Here is a 15,778-nt window from a genome sequence, read left to right as displayed (position 1 = left end):
CACAAAAGGTAAGGCGGCGGTACTTTAGGGTGAGAATGGTAGGGATTTGACCCTCCCCTCCCCTTGAGTGTTTACGCTTGTATGGTGGCTATCTTCTGGTTCGCTCACTTGCCGTCTTGCTTCTATGGCATGACCAGCACAGTGATTGCAGATTACTATCGTCATCGGTACCACCATGCGCCTTGGGTTTGATGTGGTCTACTGTCTTGGCTTCAGTTGGTCTTCCTGACTTCAAACACTCCAGGCACAGATGCTTATCACGATTAAGAATACGAGCACGTATCTTGTCCCACTTAGAGCCATAACCGCGCTCATGGCGACTCTTGCCTTGCTGGTGGCTTTCCCATCCTGTATTCATGTGCTCTTGACAGTAACCACTACGGTCAGTGGTTGTCTTGCTGCAGCCATGCTTTCTACAAGCACGAGGGATACGAGGTGGCATAATTTTCTCCACAAATAAAAATCACCAATAATTAGCTGATAGCTATGAATACTTATGAAACTTTTATATGATTACACATCAAACATTAACACTATTAATGGATTTCATGATGAAAACAATAACACGCAGTGAACTATTTTGGTCGATTTTCATTGTTATTACTATTTCTTATGCACTGATATTTATATTAATTGAACAACATAGAGGCTTTATAGATCATGCACTTAACATTGCTAATGCTCTAATAATTATTCAATTTATTATTTTACTCAGATATCCTACAAATAGAATACAATTCAAAATAGAGATAATGGATAAAATAATATCCTTTATGACTAAATTTAATCTAGCATTCTCTTCATTGGTCACCCTTATTATATGGGATATTGCCAATGAAAAACAGACTTCTATTTTAACAACGATTGCTGATTATGATTATTTCTATTATTTATCTGTTATATTTGTAGCTCTAAACTCTATATACTCACTTTTTAAAAATTATTTATTGAAAACTTATAGTAAAAATAAAATTCAATATGATTACGATTGATACCAAATATATATTTACCTATCATTATAGATAATCATTCTTACACTGCCTCTAAACTGGGGCATTCTTTTGTTGTTAATGTATATTTCTTCATTTTACACCTAATAAAAAACCCGCTATAGCGGGTCATTGTCTTTCGTCAAAACCTTTAAAATGACTGAATGCTAGAGTTTTACATAATGCATCTAAATCTCCATAGATAACCTTATCTGTAATACCAAGTTGTATTAATTGCCATTTTATAGAGTCTATACAATCAACAGGGATTCTATATTTTTGTAAATTTGGGTTATTAAATTCTTCTTCAAACCGCTTATGAAATGTAAAAACACCTTGCTGATTTTTGAGTCTTGGTGTTAGGTGCTTAGACTGGTAAACAAAAACATCCTCTTCTTCATTTTCATCTACACTTTTTGATATATCATCTTCTGTAGCCCATCTCATAGAACCTGTTCTAAAACTATAGAGTGATGCATCAGTTCCTTTATTTTCATTTACTGCAAAATATAAAGCGACAAGAGGAGAAAGAGACCAATCTAGCAGCCTTGTCGGTAATCCATGATGCTGAGCTATCGCCATAAGCTCAAATTTACCATTTACATGGTTTTTGTGATATTGAGGAAGTTCAGAGTTAAATATCTGCAATGAGTATTTTTCGTTGCCCAGAAGATCGTATCCATTTATTGCTGCTCTATCTGAATATCTGGCAAGAGATGGCTTCAATTTATATTCAAAGTCGCTCTCCCCTCTATATAAATACCCTAAAGAAGAGTTACCATCAACAATACTGACTAACTCCTGAACGCAAGTAATTTGCACTTTATTATTCCTCTTTATATAAAAACTTAAAGATACTATCAACAATAAAAAAATAACATAATTAATTAAACTGAAGTTTAAATAAAGTGACCAAGAGCATAAATCAATCGTAACTATCATAATTACGTTACTCTGCTCAATTAAGGCTTACCCGTCAGCAAGAAGGAGCATCTTCTGTAACCTTGTCTGGGTTATTCTTTAAAAGCGCGCTCAAAGCGAAGAGAAAGAGCTTCCGAGTGACCGCTAGTGTGACCTAATAACTCTTGGCCACGATATTCTAATTTTTACAGATATCACCCTTAATGAAGGCTGCTAACTTTATGATTTTGTCGTCTAACTCTATTTTTTCATTGACTACTCGTTGTTGATGTAGCTGTATTTTACGCTTCTATAGATGTTAAAAATCCCGCTATTTTGCGAGGCTCAAATTTGTAATATTTGCTTGAGATTACTACTTTTTTAATGTTGTTGTCATTCACGATTAACGTATAGTGACGTTACATTCATGAACTATTATTCTCTACTTAGCCCCGATATCTGGGGCATTTTTATTTCTAATTACCTCAATTTCTCGAATGGCTTCAAACTGCTCATTCGCCTTCTCTATCGTTCCTAGCAATAATCTATTCCACAATACAGACGCTTTGAATGATAGTGTTTTACCGTCACTATCAGGTGGCAAAGGCGGTACCACAGAATTAGTTAGCGTCGATGGAATTGGAACGCATTGCGCGCTCTCGTAGCTCGTTTGTGTACTCGAACAAGCCATCAGTAACAAGCTGAGGCACAAGAGAATCACAAGAAGACTCTGCTTTGAGTATCGTTTTATATTCAATGATTTTCTCCTGCGCTTTCGCATCAGCTTGAATGCCGTTCCGGTATGCTGTTGTTGCTATCTGATTGAAGCGATTGAATTGAAATGACTGACGGGCAATGACTGCACTTTGTTTGATGTTATCTTGCTTTAACTTGTCGTTGTCACTCTTAACTGCAGTGTTGTTATCATAAAGCGTTAATGCCAACCAACTAACAGCAACTAACATTAAAAAAAGCCAAAACGAGTTATCTATCTTCATAAGTTAACCTGCCGGGCTTTGTTGTAATTAACCGCACTTTGGCAGCGTTTTTCTACACTTATCTTGTCAGTGCCACCACAGGTATTGTCATTGAGTGCGTATACGCCAACTGCCAAACAGACGGGGATTCCGATAATGAAAGCGGATAAGCATAAACAAACTCGCCATGGCATACAGCCTCTTCCACTTCGCGCCTTGTCATTAACCCTTTCCATTTCACACCCCCAGCATAAATCCAACGTTTAAGTTCATTGCAAGCACCAATGAGGTCACCTGCGTTGAGTTTTTTGAGTAACGTAGAACGCGAGAAAGCACCGGTTCCGACGTTATAAGTAAATGAATAAAGTGCCGCTCTGGTGTAATCAGGAATATTGACTTTAATTAGTGGATTTACCGCTTTAGCGACGATAGCTAAGTCTTTTTCTAGTAGCGCTTTACACTCAGCTTCGGTATAGGTCTTTGTGGGAATAATGTCAGAGCCAGTATGTCCATAGCACACAGTCAATATTCCTACCGGATCCAAATATGGCTTGGGCTTGTACCCTTCAAACTCAGTAACCATTGCAACAGTTAATGTCATCAATCCACCAGCTGCAGCGGCCATTTTTATTTTATTTGGTATCTTTGGCATGAGCCGCCTCTTTGCGCTTATCTTCTTTTCGCTTGAAATACAGGTTTGTCAGAAATGTAGCTAGACCCAAAAGCAGGCTTCCCAGCACACCAATCGCTGCCCATTGTTCCGATGAAAAACCATCCAATAATTGCTTTAACCAGTAAAATGTTGAACCTGTCGAAGCAGCATAGGAGGCGCCAGTCGTTAATTTATCCATACGCATATACCACCCCCTACGGAGGGCCCGAAATTTAGTTAATAGAAAGCCACAAGCAATAGCAGCTAGATTTAGATTAATGAATTTAATCAGTATTTGAGATAAGTTAGAGGTTCAGCCCTATGTGACTTACCGAAGGGATGGCTGATTAACTTCGGAAAAGGAAATATTATGTCAGAAAAGTTACCCCACCCTGAATATGAGCCTGCAGAGGCTGCGTATCGCCTGGTGGTTGAGTTAATTAGAGCTGGTGAATATAGCCGTATCAGTACTGATTCCATGCCTGCGGCTATAAATAAGGCATTTGACGCATTTAAAACTCACTTCGAAGCAAGTGAGAAAACGCTTAACCTTGATGATATAAACCAATAAATGCATTTTTAATATCCTGAGCCAATCTCTCCATTGGCTCTTTTTCCATATAGGGCCGCTCCATAATTAATCGAGACAAGCAATTTGCAGCAACTAATTGAATGTCATTGGGTAAATCTTCAAATTTCATAACTACCTCTCTTAAATAGAAAAAGGCCACGCAATGCGTAGCCATTATATTCAGATTTACAAATATTGTTATCTAACACCTAACATCCCATAAGAATTCAGGTAAGCTGAAAAAAAGTTCACCGTCGATAATTTCATAACTAACTACAGCATCCACGTCATGCCTTTTATTCATATCTGAACAGCCTGCATGATAAGAAACCATTGCAGAAAATGTAAAGCTATCAGCATCAATATTATCAACAGTCAATGAACCATCACAGTATTCATATCTATCACTATCTGCCAAATATCTACTCAATACAAATTCTTTAAATTCACGTTCATTCCGCTCGATTAATTTACTAATGCTAACTAAATCATTTTGATCAATATCACCTAATAAAATACTATGTTCTGTATACATGGTTGCCTCTTGTTAAATTGCGACATACCAATTTATATCATTTATAAAATTGCAATTCCTTTACTATTCTTTGATTTTCATGAATGCCTGATTTAGCTCAGGCAAGCTGTTGTAAGCCACTACAACTATTGACGCTGTTTATTCTGCTAATCTCTAACTTTGTTTGTTCGAAACGGTCTGTTTCTAGCTCAACACCGATAACACGACGATTAAGTTTCAGTGCCGCTTTTATTGTGGCGCCAGACCCCATGAAAAAATCAGCAACAACATCGCCCTCTCGGCTACTGCTATTAATAATGTGTTCCATCATCACAGCAGGTTTTTCACATGGATGTTTACCGGGGTAATACTGCACTGGTGGATAGGTCCAAACGTCAATATAAGGCACATCAACGGTCACAGAGAATGGACGCCGTAATAATTTGTATTGCGCTGCTAATTCATTATATTCACGCCTTAACGCGCCTTGTTCACTCGCTAGATCGGCATGCTCGCGATTTAATGGGTTATGGCTTAACTTTTCCTCAGCGACGCGCTTGAATAGCTCTTGAAGCTTCAAATAATCCGTTTCACTTGGTAATTGCCATTGACTATAACCAAACCAATGGGAAGCCATTTGCTTACCCGTTGCGCTATGAATTTCTTTTGCTGTGATGCCTAAAGAGTCTCGAGCCTGCTTAAAATATTCAATCAAAGGCTTAAGCACGTTTTCTTTTAGTTCACGGCATTGCTGCAAATACTCACTGCTTTTCCCCTTGTAAGGGTTTTGATAGTGATCGGCAAAAATAATACGTTCCGTTGCAGGAAAATAACTTCTTAAGCTTTCTTTGTTTTGTCGGCGCCATGGCCCTGACGGTTTAGACCAAATAATATGGTTTAAAACGTTGAACCGCTCACGCACTAATATTTCCGTATCAGCCGCCAGCTTTGAGCCACAAAACATATAAAGACTACCAGTTGGCTTTAACACCCGCCAAAACTCAGCCAGCATTTCATCAAGCCAAGATAAATACGAAGTGGTGTTTTCCCACTGATTATCCCAGCTACAGCTTTTAACTTGAAAATATGGTGGGTCGGTTGCAATTAGGTCAATACAATTATCTGGAAGGGTTTTTATATAGTTAAGTGAGTCGTCATTAACCAAATTTATACTGTTTAAATTTACAGTGTTTTTCATAGATCAGGAGAACCTTTTTTGATAAGCTCACCTAGCTTTACGCGTATAAGCAGTGGGCCTTGGTTTGTCCGTGACCTCTTACAACGGGCAGATGGCTGGTGGAGTGCGTCAACACCCACCAGCCGCCCATTTTCACAGATGGATATTTTGAAATGTGTTTTCTTTGGTATTTTCTTTAACTAACCCAGCCATTGCCAACTGCGTCAATATCAGTTGGCAGCGTGGCTGTGCTAGTCCTGTCAATTGGGAAACTTCCCCCGCCGTTACCGCTTCAGAATATGGGGTAGCCTCAAAAATAATTCTTGCTTCTTGTGTTATATCACTCTGTTTTAACATGATATTTTTAAACCTTCGGTCAGTTGTTGTGCATAACTACACATGTAACTCTGACCAAACGTAACAGCAAGTCTTATGTGAATTTGAGGCATAAAAAAACCCCGCATTGCGAGGTTTTGAATTGGTTTAATGCGACTAGGTATAGAATGTCCATTATTAGAAGATAATAAGCCAGTTTCGGACAAAATTCAATAGCTGACAAATGTACAAATTTAATAAAAATCTCCCCACCGATCACATAAATAAAATTAATATATTATTTAGTTATTTTGCTTATGTTAGTATCCGATTTGTTATTAACCATGTAATTATACAAAAGAGGTATCTATGTTTGGAGAAAGTGCGGCAGTACAATATGATGATTGGAAAGGAACTATAGCTTTAGATCAAAACGATCAAAAAAGTATTACTGATTGGGCCAGAAATCAAAATATAATCAACGGTAATGATAATATTTTTGGATTTGGTATCTGGTTTTCTGAAGTATCAAAAACCTTTACTATCAAATTTAAAACATCCGTAAGTTCATACGATGAGATAAATAAATCAAAAAACCCTGAATCATGTTTTATTGATAAAGAAACAACCTTAGAACCACATCAATTTATTGAGTTATTAGCGAATCATTTTAAAAGAATTAATATTATTGCCTCTGTTAAAGGCTTTGAATAATTTATGCAATTCGCTAATTATAAAAGATATTTATTATGGGCAATAAATGCCCATTTTTGTTTAACATAACGCACTAACGAGTTATACAGCTAAAAGCTTGTTCCGCTATACTCTCTTCAATAAAACACTTGCTTGTTAATTTTTCATAGAACGGCTTCCAATTTCTACGCCATGTTCTTTCGTTAAGGTCAGGTACTAAATGTCTAATTGCATTATACGCTACAGACGACGGTACACGATTGAAACCTTTACCTGCGCAACGAGAGCAATCTTTAAATACTGGCGCTCCTTGTAATTCGGTCTGTACCTCATCTAATACTTTACCACGCCCTTTACAGCGACAACGGTGTGCTATTTGACCTTTACCATTACAAGGAACACATAACTCACCTACCTTCTCTTTTTCAACCCATGGCTCAATAACCACGGTTCCATCTAGTTTCATTATACCAGGATGCTTAGTGACATCCTTGCGACTATAAATAAGACCTTTACCATTACACGCTGAACATGGGAAAACCGCGCCAGCTGAACGGGCATAATCTTCAAATGCCATTCTGGACAGAATAATTAAGCAATAACCCAGTTTTTTACCCGCTGCTTTAGCCACCAGCTTTGGTGTGATTTTCTTAGCGTATTGGGTTAAGGATTCCACCGTAGAAAACTTATCTTCTTCGCTAACATCATTTTTTGCCAAAAAGGCTGCCATACCAAATTCAGCTTTTGATTCCGCCATACCCATAGCCGCCATGATATCCGTACCTGTAATTCTGTCAGGTGATGTGCAGCCAGCTACATTGCCGAATGTAGGTGACTTAGGGTGAAAGTTTTTAAGTGCATTTTCTAATTTCATAATATCCGCCTCTACCAACCCAATACGCCCAGACCGATAGAGCGATCTAGAAATTTAAATAACAAAACTAACTGGCTACCGTTTTCTTGTTCCCACTGCTTTGGATCTTTGTGTAACTCGCTGTGGTGAACTCGACATAATGGGATAGTGAACAAGTCATGGGCTTTTGTGCCTATGCCACCTTGCCCGTAGCCGATAATATGATGTGGGTCGTCAGCCGTAGCACCACACACGCAACACGGTTGTGATTTAACCCATTTCAGATAATCGTTACTAGTCCAGCGCTGGAGCTTCGGAAACTTCATAAAGCTTGCTGGTGGCTCGGCGTCTACAGCTAAGTTCATTACTGGCGTTAATGCATCAAGCTCATTCAACTTGTCGCTGAGGTATTGCTGAGAAAGAGAGATAAGCCCCGATGGTTTATGCTTTAATTCTGCAGGCAAAGTCATCAGCAACATTCTTCCGCTGAATGTATTCATGTGCATACCTGGCTTAAAAATCACAGCGCCAATTTCTGGTACCAATATTGGCGTTAGTATCCATTGATAACTCATGCTATTCCCCCATCTACGCAACCGCACTTGCGCTCTCATGCAAACTGATTGTTATTTCAAAACGACCGCCTTTGACAACTTCACACCACTCCATTTCCACCCTCTTCACTTGGTCATCGTCTTTCCAAATATTGGCATGTGTTAATGCGTCAAACGGTGCTTTTAAATAGTTATCAATGTCTCGCTTGTGATTTGTTGGCGGATACATTTTCACCTTTACAGAAACGGGCTGAGTTATCGCTATCGGTTTACGCTTCAATTGTTCATAAATAGCAACAATGGCACTCCCCCGAAATTTACGTCCCTTTTCACTAATTAGTGTTCTGCCATTCACATTACGCCAACACGCATTTACGCTTGGTGGAAATGGCAATACGAGTGATATACTCATCCTCTGACTCCAGCCAGTAGTGCATCAAATTTCCGAACTAAAGCGAATAAAGCAGATTCAGCAGCAATCCCGTTTGCACTCGCAGAGGAATCATGAGAACGAAACTTCCCCTCTTTTAGCATGTGCTCACAATTAGCAGATACACGATAAAGCCCGTCCTGATCTTGATAAATCAATCCATAGTTCAATAAAGATTTGATAATAGCTGTCGCTCCAGCCCGTTTTTTCATGTTGAATTCACTGAAAAGATCATCGCGGCAAAAAGTCCTACCGTTGAAATGTGTTGTGTACTCAATATACCGACGCTTTTGTGCTGAAATCATGCTGTCACCTCTCTCGCTGCTTGTTCTGCTGCCTGTTGCCAAATACCTGCCCATGCCTTGCGTCCAACAAAATCGCTCATTCGACGCACACCTGATTTACCCGCTAGCTCTGCCGCAATTTCTTCGATGCGATTTCGAGGTTTAGAATGTGAGCCGATAATGCGAGTGAATGATTCATCACGCTGAACTTGGTCGATGGAAACCTTTTGCTCACCTGCTAAACGGAGGGTTAAATCATCCCACTGGGTACGTAGCGTTCTTGGGCACTGAACATTTTTCTTCCAGAACTCATCCTGGCTAACGCGTTTGTAGAATTGGCAAATCTCTTTGTGGGTGCGACCGTCTTGACTCACCATCAGGCGAACATCATTAGCCCACTCAGTGAAGTTTGGCTCTTTCGGCTCTTGCAGCCCAAGCTCTTTGAAAACTTCACACTTGCGGCTAAACAGCCATTCCGCACATTTGAGGTCATCCGCGGATCCCCATCTCTGGAAGTTGGCGCTGTAAATCACCGCCTCTGGGTAACGATTTAAAAAATCAATTTTAGGCTTGTCGCTGGATTCGCTAGAATTCTGCGACGAAGAGTTAGTTACTGATGGATCTTGTTTTGAAGTTACTGACGGATCGCCCCCAGATTCTGACGGGTCAAAACGATTATCTTTGCTTGATTCTGACGGGACAGATTTTGATGCAACAGATTTTGACGCGTCAGGATTTGACGTATCAGATTCTGCTGGTTGAGGTAATGCGGCTCTCGCTGCTGAAGCTAATTTATTAACATTAAGCTGATAGATATTGCTCGCATTACGGTTGCCTTTACGGCGCTTTTCTCTTGATAACCAACCGTCTTTTTCTAAATCTTTGATAGCGGTACGTACTGTGCTTTCACCTGCACCGATTTGACGAGCAATTGTCGGTACCGATGGCCAGCACACTCCCTCATCGTTTGAGAAGTCAGCGAGACGAGCCATGATAGCAACCGAGGTTATCTTCAAACCTGCTGGCGCACAGCCATCCCAAACATAACTTGATAGTTTTACGCTCATAGTTGCTACCTACTCGACTCTTCTGAATTCATCTTTAAATTTGTATAACGGAGCAAAACATTCATGCTCATAGCCTTCTCGCATGTAAATGACCCACATCTTTTCCCGGTCATAACAAACAACACGGACAGGAATGCCGCGCTTGTCGAGATAAATGCGATTGAGATTATTTGGATCTTCATCAGTCATGTGCCTCGCCTTTGCTGTTGAAGTAAAAGTTAGCCCAGTCACTTCTCAACTCAGCGATATCTACCAATTTCTCATTTCTCCGGTAGTTGCCCGACTCATCTGCTGACGTTATGATTTCTACATATTGAAGCGAACCTTGTTTCGAGACTGGTAAGCATCTAAATTGCTTTATTGGTTGAATTTGGCATACACTGTTCATGCTAGTAGTTGCTCCACAAAAGTTGTTATTAGCACCGACGCTCGGGACCGCATATCCTGAGCGTCAACCTTCCTAAAGTTGGTCATTACGCTTTAACCCCATAAACAACAGGTAGTGAATCAATAAAGTGCTTTGCATAAGCAAAAACCTTTTGAGATTTTTTGTTTATCGCAGTGATTTCATCGCCAGTTAAAATGCCATCAGCTATGCTTTCTTGAATTAAAACGGCAAGCGCGCCCTGCATTGCACCTAACTTCATTCGAATATCAAACAACTCAACCTGATCGAGTTTTTCAGCTTCAATGGGTTCCATCCCTGTCATGCCATGGCGATCTAGGTGATACTCCACCAGCAACTTAGTTCCCGACAGTTCTTCTATTGCCTCTAATTCGTCATGCTCAAAGAATCGACAACCATTCTTTTCATACAGCTTATTGTTGAAAGTGGTTTCTGATATCCCCAAAGCCCCCGCCATCGCTGAACGACCACCAGGGAATGCTTTGCACATTTCTTTCACGACTTCTTTTAGTGTTTGTTTGCACATATCTACAATTCCGTTGTTTAGTTGGTAGTTAACTCAATTAGTTAGTTTTGTTATTGTTTTCCCGTTCCAATTAATTCATACAAATCTGGTCTTATTTCATGAGGCGTAACCTCATTATTAGTGGCTTTCACGATGGACATAACCAATCTCGCATCTACACCACCACCGTGAAGCCAGCGCCATACAGTAGGCTGACTAACACCGCATAGGTCTGCGAGCTTTTTTTGTCCTCCTGCGATATCAATTGCTTTTTGAATTGCCATACTTTTCATTTTCTAACCCTTTAAGTATTGTCGTGAGACAAATAATAGCAATGAGTATTAATTTATACAATAGCAATGAGGATTTGATTTTTAATACGCATGCCTATAAATTCGCATTCATGAAAACGACGCTATCAGAACGCCTTCAAGAGGCTATGAAATATAGAGACAATATGACTCAGGGTGCTTTAGCAGAAGCATCAGGAGTTGCTCAGCCTACTATTTGGCGCCTAGTCAATGGAAAAGCTAAAGGCTCGGTTAAATTGGTTGACATAGCTAATGCGCTAGGTGTGAACGTTGACTGGCTAGCGAATGGCATTGGCGAAATGGAAGGTCCCAACAATGATCAGAAGTTTAGGCTGGATAAGTCGCTTAATATTTCAGTTTGGGATGAGTCTGGTGAAACCGATGATTTCGTTATATCTCCGGTAGGTAAACCTTTAGCATCTTATCGGGCATATGTCCTAAATCGCAATACTGGGTGCGCAGAAGCACCAAGTGGAAGTATTGCCATAGTGGATACAGAGATAACTCCAGGAACAGGCGATCTAGTGATAGCACAGGTAAATAATTCTATATCTGTATATAAATTTCTAGATGGCGGTAATCATGGCTTCCTATCCGTTGATGATAATAGAGTCCCATTGGTTGAATTATCCTCTGCTCTATTTATCGGCGTAGTTGTTTTTCTTGTTCGCGATTTTAGAAGGTAGCTTGTTGTTGTCCTTAGACTAACAAGCACCTCTCTATATTCACCAACCCCATCCCTCACCAAAACTATCACCATCGTCTCATTCCTCTCGAATATAACATTATAGCTTTTGGTCCATTACTGTGTATTTATACAGTAAATTGTTTTATACTTTATATTCTCAACTAAAATTTGCAAGAATTATTCCTCGTAAATTTCAATAGCCTTTCGTATTTTTATAGAGGATGAAATATAATTCCTTTATTTTCATGTCGATACAAGATTCTATAAAATAAACAAAATATACCCATTGCTATATTTAATACTCATTGCTATATTTGATTCATCGAGATAACTACTAGGTGAATACAATGCAAGCCAACCAAAATGAACCAATCGTAACCTTTAGCGTGCCAATGTCGCAGGAAGATGCGCAGGCATGGATCCTTCAAAAGGCCGCTGAATTTAAAACGCTAGATTCGCTTAAGGCTAAACAGGCTCTGTACGAGCAAGAAAAAGAAGATCTGCAGCGCAAGATAGAAAAACTCGATGATGAAATTTTCGAGCAGACCGAACGCTGTAAAGTCACTATTAGTGCATAGTTAATTTGATTTTGCGAGGTGATTAGCATGTCCAGAGTAACAAATGAAAGCGCTGGCAATATTATTGAGCTAAAAGTCAATGGCGCCGCGGTGTGTTACTTAAACACTAATGGTGCGGTCGCTGCTGATTACTTATCATTTATCGCTAAAACTACTGAAACCTTAATGTTGGATAGAAATTCGCTAGAACAAGAAGCTAATGCGTTCGGAAAAACCACCCAACATCAATATGGCGCATTTTCCGCAATTAAAGATCCCAAAGGTCTTTAATAAAAGAATCAACACGTATTTGGGAACTACCTTTTGAGAGATCTAGAAAGCGATTAGCAACATCATCAGACAATTCGGTGTTCCATTTATCAAAAGAATGCTTTGGAAAATACTCAGTAAAAATACTTTGCACCGCATATTCACCACCTTTTACGTCAGTGATCATATTGCATTGATAAAGACATTTAGAAATTAAGGTTGATTTTAGCATTTCAAATTCTCTTGGTTGTGTAGGGCTACCAAGAATACCACAGCCGCCTGATGTGGCTAAGTTAGTTCAGGTTCTCATTATCATCTCTATTGGTGTTTTAGTTATTGATAATTTTTGGTGGTGCCATCCCGCCTCTTTTTCTAAATATAAATAAGACCATTGGCATCAGTCCATACGGGTAAATATGTGCTTAATTACTGTCAGTGGTCTTATTTATATTGTGGCTAAAATATACTTAATCTGTATGCGGCAGAATGTGGAGGTAATTATGCAAATGCTTACTTTGGAGGAATGGGCGAGCGAACGTTATAGAAGTCGCCCTCCTCGACTGGGGACATTACAACGCTATGCTAGGAGTGGCTTGTTCTATCCACCAGCACAAAAAGAAGGTGGTATTTGGCGCGTGAGAGAAGATGCCGACTTAGTCGGTAATTTGACATCACCGGTTATCAATAAGAGTGATAACCCAAAATTACAAAGGATTTTAAACGATGGCTGCCCGTCCACGTAAAAATAACGTCAATATCCCTAATCTCTACCCACTATTTAGCAGAAAAGCTAACAAGGTTTATTGGCGTTATCGCCACCCTATAACTGGAAAATATCATGCCCTCGGTGACAATGAGGCTGAAGCTCGTGAAATTGCTATTGAAGCTAATAACCGATTAGCGGAACAACGCAGCCGTCAAGTCATGGCGATCAGTGATAGAGTAGCAAGAATTAAAGGTAAAGAGATCACCGTAAACACTTGGCTAGATCGCTACTGGGTAATACAAGAAGAGCGCCTTGCTGACGGTGATATAAAACAAAACACATATAAGCAAAAAAGAAAACCTGTGGACCTAATGCGCCACTCTCTCGCAATGAAGCCTTTGCCAGCAGTTGATGCGAGAGATATCGCATCAATACTTGATGAATATAAATCTAATGGCCAACATCGCATGGCTCAAGTTATTCGGTCTGTATTAATCGATGTGTTTAGAGAGGCTCAGCATGCTGGTGAAGTTCCACCAGGGTATAACCCTGCACTCGCCACTAAGCAGCCAAAACGACGGATCACCCGCCAGCGCTTAAACTTGGAAGAGTGGCAAAAAATATTTGATATTGCTAATAAACAGCATAAGTATTTAGGTAATGCGATGCTATTAGCGGTAATTACTGGACAACGACTTGGCGATATTTCAGCAATGAAGTTTAGTGATATTTGGGATGACCATTTACATATCACACAAGAAAAGACTGGGAGTAAATTAGCTATTCCATTAGCGCTAAAATCTGATGCATTGAATATGTCATTGAGAGAAGTTATTTCAAGATGTCGTGACCGCGTTGTCAGTCAGTATCTGATCCATTATTTCCATACAACCTCTCAAGCAAATCGTGGTGAGCAAGTCACAGCAAATACAATAACAACAAATTTTAAAAAGGCGCGAAATAAAACTGATATTGATTGGGGTGAAGGAACGCCAGCTTCTTTTCATGAACAGCGTTCTTTGTCTGAAAGGCTGTATCGCGAGCAAGGGATAAACACTAAAGATTTGCTGGGTCATAAAAACCAACAGCAAACCGATAGGTATAATGATGATAGAGGTAAAGACTGGTTGCTAGTTAAGCTTTAGGATGGATGCTGCATAGTTTTCATCCAAATCATCAATTAGCGCAAAAATATCATCTATCTCATTGATAGTTAAATATATATTCTTATGCCTGTACTCCTTTCTCTTTAATTGTGCAAAGAAAATAGGATTATCAATTGTACTTTGTGTAGTATCTAGAGCAACCATAGTGACCTCTTGGCAGTATGGTTCTCTTCTAGCTATCTCTGCCAATTTAAATAAGTAAGACTTATATTTACTCCATTTCTCGTCTAAGCTTTGCACATCAATAGTATATTCATCTATGGGGGAAATTGAATATTTGTATTTTTGTTTTGTAGGATATAAATCATCTATGGATTGATGTGTCAACTCATACGAATTGGCTTTCAATTGCATTTGGAAATATTTAATTCCCCTTCCTTGAAGGGTTTCCATAATCAACCGTATCTTTTTCTTTTCCATTCGCAAACCAAAATATATAGACTTTACAGCTCTGAAATCGTAATACTGTTTACCCTCACTTGGAGTGATAATTCTGATTTCTTCTTCATACTGCCATCTCTTAGATTTTACACTTGTTAATTTTTGGAGAGTCTTATTTTGATTTTCTGAGGCAAACATGCTGTCAAAATTCATTACTGGTGGCTTATTTTGATATATGACATCAAAAATAGAATATTTAGTACTTTCAAAGTCGCACAATTTATCTAAATCATATTCAATGCAAAAGCCATAATGGCTATTAGCATAATGTGCCCATAATAGTTCATCAGTAAAAGTTTTGCTTAAAGAGTAAATTCCGGACTTATCTTTAATAGCAATTAAATCTCTAAATGCCTCTTTCACTGAATCAAGTGAAATAAAAGAAGTTTGTTCTGCATTACCAAACACATTATTTAAAACATTTAATTGTTCAAAGACTTGATCTGTTAGTACTAGACCTTCACATGGATCATTTAGATTGCCATAATTAGGAGACCAAAAATAATCCTGTTCTAATGAAGATAAGTCCCTTGAAAACACCTTATCATCCCCACCTCTATACTTAAATACTCTCATACCAAATTCCCTTAGGACGATATCATTAAGATATAAATTATCAGTAGATAATATAGGCTATTTTGATAATTCGTTTTGATAACTTTTTGATAACCATTTCAAATGTGACAATAAAAAACGGGAACTATTAAGTTCCCGTTATTAATCACACTACGTAATAAATTACATGTGTTTGA

The 15,778-nt window shown here is 39.0% G+C and carries 26 protein-coding genes and 1 pseudogene; 8 read left to right on the top strand and 19 right to left on the bottom strand.

Annotated elements, in window-relative coordinates; translation table 11 throughout:
• Nucleotides 1-88: 88 nt before the first annotated feature.
• Nucleotides 89-442, bottom strand: a complete 354-nt coding sequence (locus PR766_RS01785) for an HNH endonuclease (RefSeq protein WP_154636450.1) — start codon at nucleotides 440-442, stop codon at nucleotides 89-91.
• Nucleotides 443-548: 106 nt separating this feature from the next.
• On the opposite strand from PR766_RS01785, the gene PR766_RS01780 reads away from it, so the two are divergent.
• Nucleotides 549-992, top strand: coding sequence for a hypothetical protein (locus tag PR766_RS01780; RefSeq protein WP_154636449.1), 444 nt, complete (start codon nucleotides 549-551; stop codon nucleotides 990-992).
• A 126-nt stretch (nucleotides 993-1,118) separates the two neighbouring features.
• On the opposite strand, the gene PR766_RS01775 is transcribed toward PR766_RS01780, so the two are convergent.
• The 5 genes from PR766_RS01775 to PR766_RS01760 all read right to left on the bottom strand — a co-directional run bounded on the left by PR766_RS01775 (nucleotide 1,119) and on the right by PR766_RS01760 (nucleotide 3,723).
• A complete protein-coding gene (locus tag PR766_RS01775; RefSeq protein WP_154636448.1) occupies nucleotides 1,119-1,931 on the bottom strand; it encodes an FRG domain-containing protein in 813 nt (270 codons plus the stop codon).
• A 157-nt stretch (nucleotides 1,932-2,088) separates the two neighbouring features.
• A complete protein-coding gene (locus PR766_RS18430) occupies nucleotides 2,089-2,190 on the bottom strand; it encodes a crAss001_48 related protein (protein ID WP_442959946.1) in 102 nt (33 codons plus the stop codon).
• Nucleotides 2,191-2,509: 319 nt separating this feature from the next.
• Nucleotides 2,510-2,887, bottom strand: a complete 378-nt coding sequence (locus tag PR766_RS01770) for a hypothetical protein (RefSeq protein WP_154636447.1) — start codon at nucleotides 2,885-2,887, stop codon at nucleotides 2,510-2,512.
• A 58-nt stretch (nucleotides 2,888-2,945) separates the two neighbouring features.
• A complete protein-coding gene (locus tag PR766_RS01765; protein WP_154636446.1) occupies nucleotides 2,946-3,518 on the bottom strand; it encodes a lysozyme in 573 nt (190 codons plus the stop codon).
• Nucleotides 3,499-3,723 carry a class II holin family protein gene (locus tag PR766_RS01760; protein ID WP_154632562.1) on the bottom strand — a complete coding sequence of 75 codons (225 nt, stop codon included), beginning with the start codon at nucleotides 3,721-3,723 and terminating at the stop codon, nucleotides 3,499-3,501. Before PR766_RS01760 ends, PR766_RS01765 begins: the two co-directional genes overlap by 20 nt.
• A gap of 165 nt (nucleotides 3,724-3,888) precedes the next feature.
• On the opposite strand from PR766_RS01760, the gene PR766_RS01755 reads away from it, so the two are divergent.
• Complete coding sequence (locus PR766_RS01755) at nucleotides 3,889-4,089, top strand: hypothetical protein (RefSeq protein ID WP_154636445.1); 201 nt, start codon at nucleotides 3,889-3,891, stop codon at nucleotides 4,087-4,089.
• Here the strand turns inward: PR766_RS01755 and PR766_RS01750 are convergent.
• The 4 genes from PR766_RS01750 to PR766_RS01735 form a co-directional block, all read right to left on the bottom strand.
• On the bottom strand, nucleotides 4,064-4,219 hold the full coding sequence (locus tag PR766_RS01750) for a hypothetical protein (protein ID WP_154636444.1): 156 nt from the start codon (nucleotides 4,217-4,219) through the stop codon (nucleotides 4,064-4,066). The two genes, PR766_RS01755 and PR766_RS01750, sit on opposite strands and share 26 nt — an antisense overlap.
• Before the next feature lie 72 nt (nucleotides 4,220-4,291).
• Nucleotides 4,292-4,624, bottom strand: a complete 333-nt coding sequence (locus tag PR766_RS01745) for a hypothetical protein (RefSeq protein WP_154636443.1) — start codon at nucleotides 4,622-4,624, stop codon at nucleotides 4,292-4,294.
• 97 nt (nucleotides 4,625-4,721) lie between these two features.
• Complete coding sequence (locus PR766_RS01740) at nucleotides 4,722-5,801, bottom strand: DNA-methyltransferase (protein WP_154636442.1); 1,080 nt, start codon at nucleotides 5,799-5,801, stop codon at nucleotides 4,722-4,724.
• A 132-nt stretch (nucleotides 5,802-5,933) separates the two neighbouring features.
• Nucleotides 5,934-6,137 carry a TrmB family transcriptional regulator gene (locus PR766_RS01735; protein ID WP_154636441.1) on the bottom strand — a complete coding sequence of 68 codons (204 nt, stop codon included), beginning with the start codon at nucleotides 6,135-6,137 and terminating at the stop codon, nucleotides 5,934-5,936.
• Nucleotides 6,138-6,464: 327 nt separating this feature from the next.
• Here PR766_RS01735 and PR766_RS01730 point away from each other — a divergent pair, with 327 nt between their 5' ends.
• The gene (locus tag PR766_RS01730) at nucleotides 6,465-6,809 is read left to right on the top strand and encodes a hypothetical protein (protein ID WP_154636440.1); all 345 of its coding nucleotides are present in this window, start codon (nucleotides 6,465-6,467) and stop codon (nucleotides 6,807-6,809) included.
• A gap of 73 nt (nucleotides 6,810-6,882) precedes the next feature.
• On the opposite strand, the gene PR766_RS01725 is transcribed toward PR766_RS01730, so the two are convergent.
• The 8 genes and pseudogenes from PR766_RS01725 to PR766_RS01690 all read right to left on the bottom strand — a co-directional run bounded on the left by PR766_RS01725 (nucleotide 6,883) and on the right by PR766_RS01690 (nucleotide 11,180).
• On the bottom strand, nucleotides 6,883-7,662 hold the full coding sequence (locus PR766_RS01725) for an antitermination protein Q (protein ID WP_154636455.1): 780 nt from the start codon (nucleotides 7,660-7,662) through the stop codon (nucleotides 6,883-6,885).
• A gap of 11 nt (nucleotides 7,663-7,673) precedes the next feature.
• Nucleotides 7,674-8,027 (bottom strand): annotated as a pseudogene (locus PR766_RS01720) (DUF968 domain-containing protein); the annotation flags it as partial.
• Between the two features lie 202 nt (nucleotides 8,028-8,229).
• The gene (locus PR766_RS01715) at nucleotides 8,230-8,607 is read right to left on the bottom strand and encodes a RusA family crossover junction endodeoxyribonuclease (RefSeq protein WP_154636438.1); all 378 of its coding nucleotides are present in this window, start codon (nucleotides 8,605-8,607) and stop codon (nucleotides 8,230-8,232) included.
• The gene (locus PR766_RS01710) at nucleotides 8,604-8,930 is read right to left on the bottom strand and encodes a hypothetical protein (protein WP_154636437.1); all 327 of its coding nucleotides are present in this window, start codon (nucleotides 8,928-8,930) and stop codon (nucleotides 8,604-8,606) included. Before PR766_RS01710 ends, PR766_RS01715 begins: the two co-directional genes overlap by 4 nt.
• Nucleotides 8,927-9,976, bottom strand: coding sequence for a helix-turn-helix domain-containing protein (locus PR766_RS01705; RefSeq protein ID WP_154636436.1), 1,050 nt, complete (start codon nucleotides 9,974-9,976; stop codon nucleotides 8,927-8,929). The genes PR766_RS01710 and PR766_RS01705 overlap by 4 nt, the downstream gene beginning before the upstream one ends.
• A gap of 9 nt (nucleotides 9,977-9,985) precedes the next feature.
• Complete coding sequence (locus PR766_RS01700) at nucleotides 9,986-10,165, bottom strand: DUF4222 domain-containing protein (RefSeq protein WP_154636435.1); 180 nt, start codon at nucleotides 10,163-10,165, stop codon at nucleotides 9,986-9,988.
• 284 nt (nucleotides 10,166-10,449) lie between these two features.
• Nucleotides 10,450-10,908 (bottom strand): YmfL family putative regulatory protein, encoded by a 459-nt coding sequence (locus PR766_RS01695; RefSeq protein WP_154636434.1) that lies wholly within the window; start codon nucleotides 10,906-10,908, stop codon nucleotides 10,450-10,452.
• 50 nt (nucleotides 10,909-10,958) lie between these two features.
• Complete coding sequence (locus tag PR766_RS01690) at nucleotides 10,959-11,180, bottom strand: helix-turn-helix domain-containing protein (RefSeq protein ID WP_154636433.1); 222 nt, start codon at nucleotides 11,178-11,180, stop codon at nucleotides 10,959-10,961.
• A 41-nt stretch (nucleotides 11,181-11,221) separates the two neighbouring features.
• On the opposite strand from PR766_RS01690, the gene PR766_RS01685 reads away from it, so the two are divergent.
• The 5 genes from PR766_RS01685 to PR766_RS01660 all read left to right on the top strand — a co-directional run bounded on the left by PR766_RS01685 (nucleotide 11,222) and on the right by PR766_RS01660 (nucleotide 14,564).
• Nucleotides 11,222-11,884: a helix-turn-helix domain-containing protein gene (locus PR766_RS01685; protein WP_154636432.1), complete on the top strand. Its 663-nt coding sequence runs from the start codon at nucleotides 11,222-11,224 to the stop codon at nucleotides 11,882-11,884.
• Nucleotides 11,885-12,233: 349 nt separating this feature from the next.
• On the top strand, nucleotides 12,234-12,464 hold the full coding sequence (locus tag PR766_RS01680) for a hypothetical protein (RefSeq protein WP_154636431.1): 231 nt from the start codon (nucleotides 12,234-12,236) through the stop codon (nucleotides 12,462-12,464).
• Nucleotides 12,465-12,491: 27 nt separating this feature from the next.
• Nucleotides 12,492-12,734, top strand: coding sequence for a hypothetical protein (locus PR766_RS01675; protein WP_154636430.1), 243 nt, complete (start codon nucleotides 12,492-12,494; stop codon nucleotides 12,732-12,734).
• A 479-nt stretch (nucleotides 12,735-13,213) separates the two neighbouring features.
• Nucleotides 13,214-13,456, top strand: coding sequence for an excisionase (locus tag PR766_RS01665; protein WP_154609795.1), 243 nt, complete (start codon nucleotides 13,214-13,216; stop codon nucleotides 13,454-13,456).
• The gene (locus PR766_RS01660; protein ID WP_154636429.1) at nucleotides 13,437-14,564 is read left to right on the top strand and encodes a phage integrase Arm DNA-binding domain-containing protein; all 1,128 of its coding nucleotides are present in this window, start codon (nucleotides 13,437-13,439) and stop codon (nucleotides 14,562-14,564) included. The genes PR766_RS01665 and PR766_RS01660 overlap by 20 nt, the downstream gene beginning before the upstream one ends.
• On the opposite strand, the gene PR766_RS01655 is transcribed toward PR766_RS01660, so the two are convergent.
• Nucleotides 14,550-15,602, bottom strand: coding sequence for a DUF2971 domain-containing protein (locus PR766_RS01655; RefSeq protein WP_154636428.1), 1,053 nt, complete (start codon nucleotides 15,600-15,602; stop codon nucleotides 14,550-14,552). The two genes, PR766_RS01660 and PR766_RS01655, sit on opposite strands and share 15 nt — an antisense overlap.
• Nucleotides 15,603-15,778: the final 176 nt, after the last annotated feature.

The organism is Providencia sp. PROV208 (assembly GCF_028479465.1).
GTDB classification, from domain to species: Bacteria; Pseudomonadota; Gammaproteobacteria; order Enterobacterales; family Enterobacteriaceae; genus Providencia; species Providencia alcalifaciens.
Note: the sequence above shows the minus strand (reverse complement) of the source record. Positions and strands in the feature narration are given on the sequence as shown.

Bases quoted from the DNA above. Each gene is read 5' to 3' on its own strand.
- PR766_RS01710 (WP_154636437.1), bottom strand. From the start codon at position 8,930: ATGATTTCAGCACAAAAGCGTCGGTATATTGAGTACACAACACATTTC.
- PR766_RS01735 (WP_154636441.1), bottom strand. From the start codon at position 6,137: ATGTTAAAACAGAGTGATATAACACAAGAAGCAAGAATTATTTTTGAG.
- PR766_RS01665 (WP_154609795.1), top strand. From the start codon at position 13,214: ATGCAAATGCTTACTTTGGAGGAATGGGCGAGCGAACGTTATAGAAGT.
- PR766_RS01780 (WP_154636449.1), top strand. From the start codon at position 549: ATGATGAAAACAATAACACGCAGTGAACTATTTTGGTCGATTTTCATT.
- PR766_RS01655 (WP_154636428.1), bottom strand. From the start codon at position 15,602: ATGAGAGTATTTAAGTATAGAGGTGGGGATGATAAGGTGTTTTCAAGG.
- PR766_RS01765 (WP_154636446.1), bottom strand. From the start codon at position 3,518: ATGCCAAAGATACCAAATAAAATAAAAATGGCCGCTGCAGCTGGTGGA.
- PR766_RS01725 (WP_154636455.1), bottom strand. From the start codon at position 7,662: ATGAAATTAGAAAATGCACTTAAAAACTTTCACCCTAAGTCACCTACA.
- PR766_RS01660 (WP_154636429.1), top strand. From the start codon at position 13,437: ATGGCTGCCCGTCCACGTAAAAATAACGTCAATATCCCTAATCTCTAC.
- PR766_RS01755 (WP_154636445.1), top strand. From the start codon at position 3,889: ATGTCAGAAAAGTTACCCCACCCTGAATATGAGCCTGCAGAGGCTGCG.
- PR766_RS01695 (WP_154636434.1), bottom strand. From the start codon at position 10,908: ATGTGCAAACAAACACTAAAAGAAGTCGTGAAAGAAATGTGCAAAGCA.
- PR766_RS01680 (WP_154636431.1), top strand. From the start codon at position 12,234: ATGCAAGCCAACCAAAATGAACCAATCGTAACCTTTAGCGTGCCAATG.
- PR766_RS01770 (WP_154636447.1), bottom strand. From the start codon at position 2,887: ATGAAGATAGATAACTCGTTTTGGCTTTTTTTAATGTTAGTTGCTGTT.
- PR766_RS01740 (WP_154636442.1), bottom strand. From the start codon at position 5,801: ATGAAAAACACTGTAAATTTAAACAGTATAAATTTGGTTAATGACGAC.
- PR766_RS01700 (WP_154636435.1), bottom strand. From the start codon at position 10,165: ATGACTGATGAAGATCCAAATAATCTCAATCGCATTTATCTCGACAAG.
- PR766_RS01690 (WP_154636433.1), bottom strand. From the start codon at position 11,180: ATGAAAAGTATGGCAATTCAAAAAGCAATTGATATCGCAGGAGGACAA.
- PR766_RS01775 (WP_154636448.1), bottom strand. From the start codon at position 1,931: ATGATAGTTACGATTGATTTATGCTCTTGGTCACTTTATTTAAACTTC.
- PR766_RS01675 (WP_154636430.1), top strand. From the start codon at position 12,492: ATGTCCAGAGTAACAAATGAAAGCGCTGGCAATATTATTGAGCTAAAA.
- PR766_RS01750 (WP_154636444.1), bottom strand. From the start codon at position 4,219: ATGAAATTTGAAGATTTACCCAATGACATTCAATTAGTTGCTGCAAAT.
- PR766_RS01705 (WP_154636436.1), bottom strand. From the start codon at position 9,976: ATGAGCGTAAAACTATCAAGTTATGTTTGGGATGGCTGTGCGCCAGCA.
- PR766_RS01685 (WP_154636432.1), top strand. From the start codon at position 11,222: ATGAGTATTAATTTATACAATAGCAATGAGGATTTGATTTTTAATACG.
- PR766_RS01785 (WP_154636450.1), bottom strand. From the start codon at position 442: ATGCCACCTCGTATCCCTCGTGCTTGTAGAAAGCATGGCTGCAGCAAG.
- PR766_RS01745 (WP_154636443.1), bottom strand. From the start codon at position 4,624: ATGTATACAGAACATAGTATTTTATTAGGTGATATTGATCAAAATGAT.
- PR766_RS01730 (WP_154636440.1), top strand. From the start codon at position 6,465: ATGTTTGGAGAAAGTGCGGCAGTACAATATGATGATTGGAAAGGAACT.
- PR766_RS01760 (WP_154632562.1), bottom strand. From the start codon at position 3,723: ATGCGTATGGATAAATTAACGACTGGCGCCTCCTATGCTGCTTCGACA.
- PR766_RS01715 (WP_154636438.1), bottom strand. From the start codon at position 8,607: ATGAGTATATCACTCGTATTGCCATTTCCACCAAGCGTAAATGCGTGT.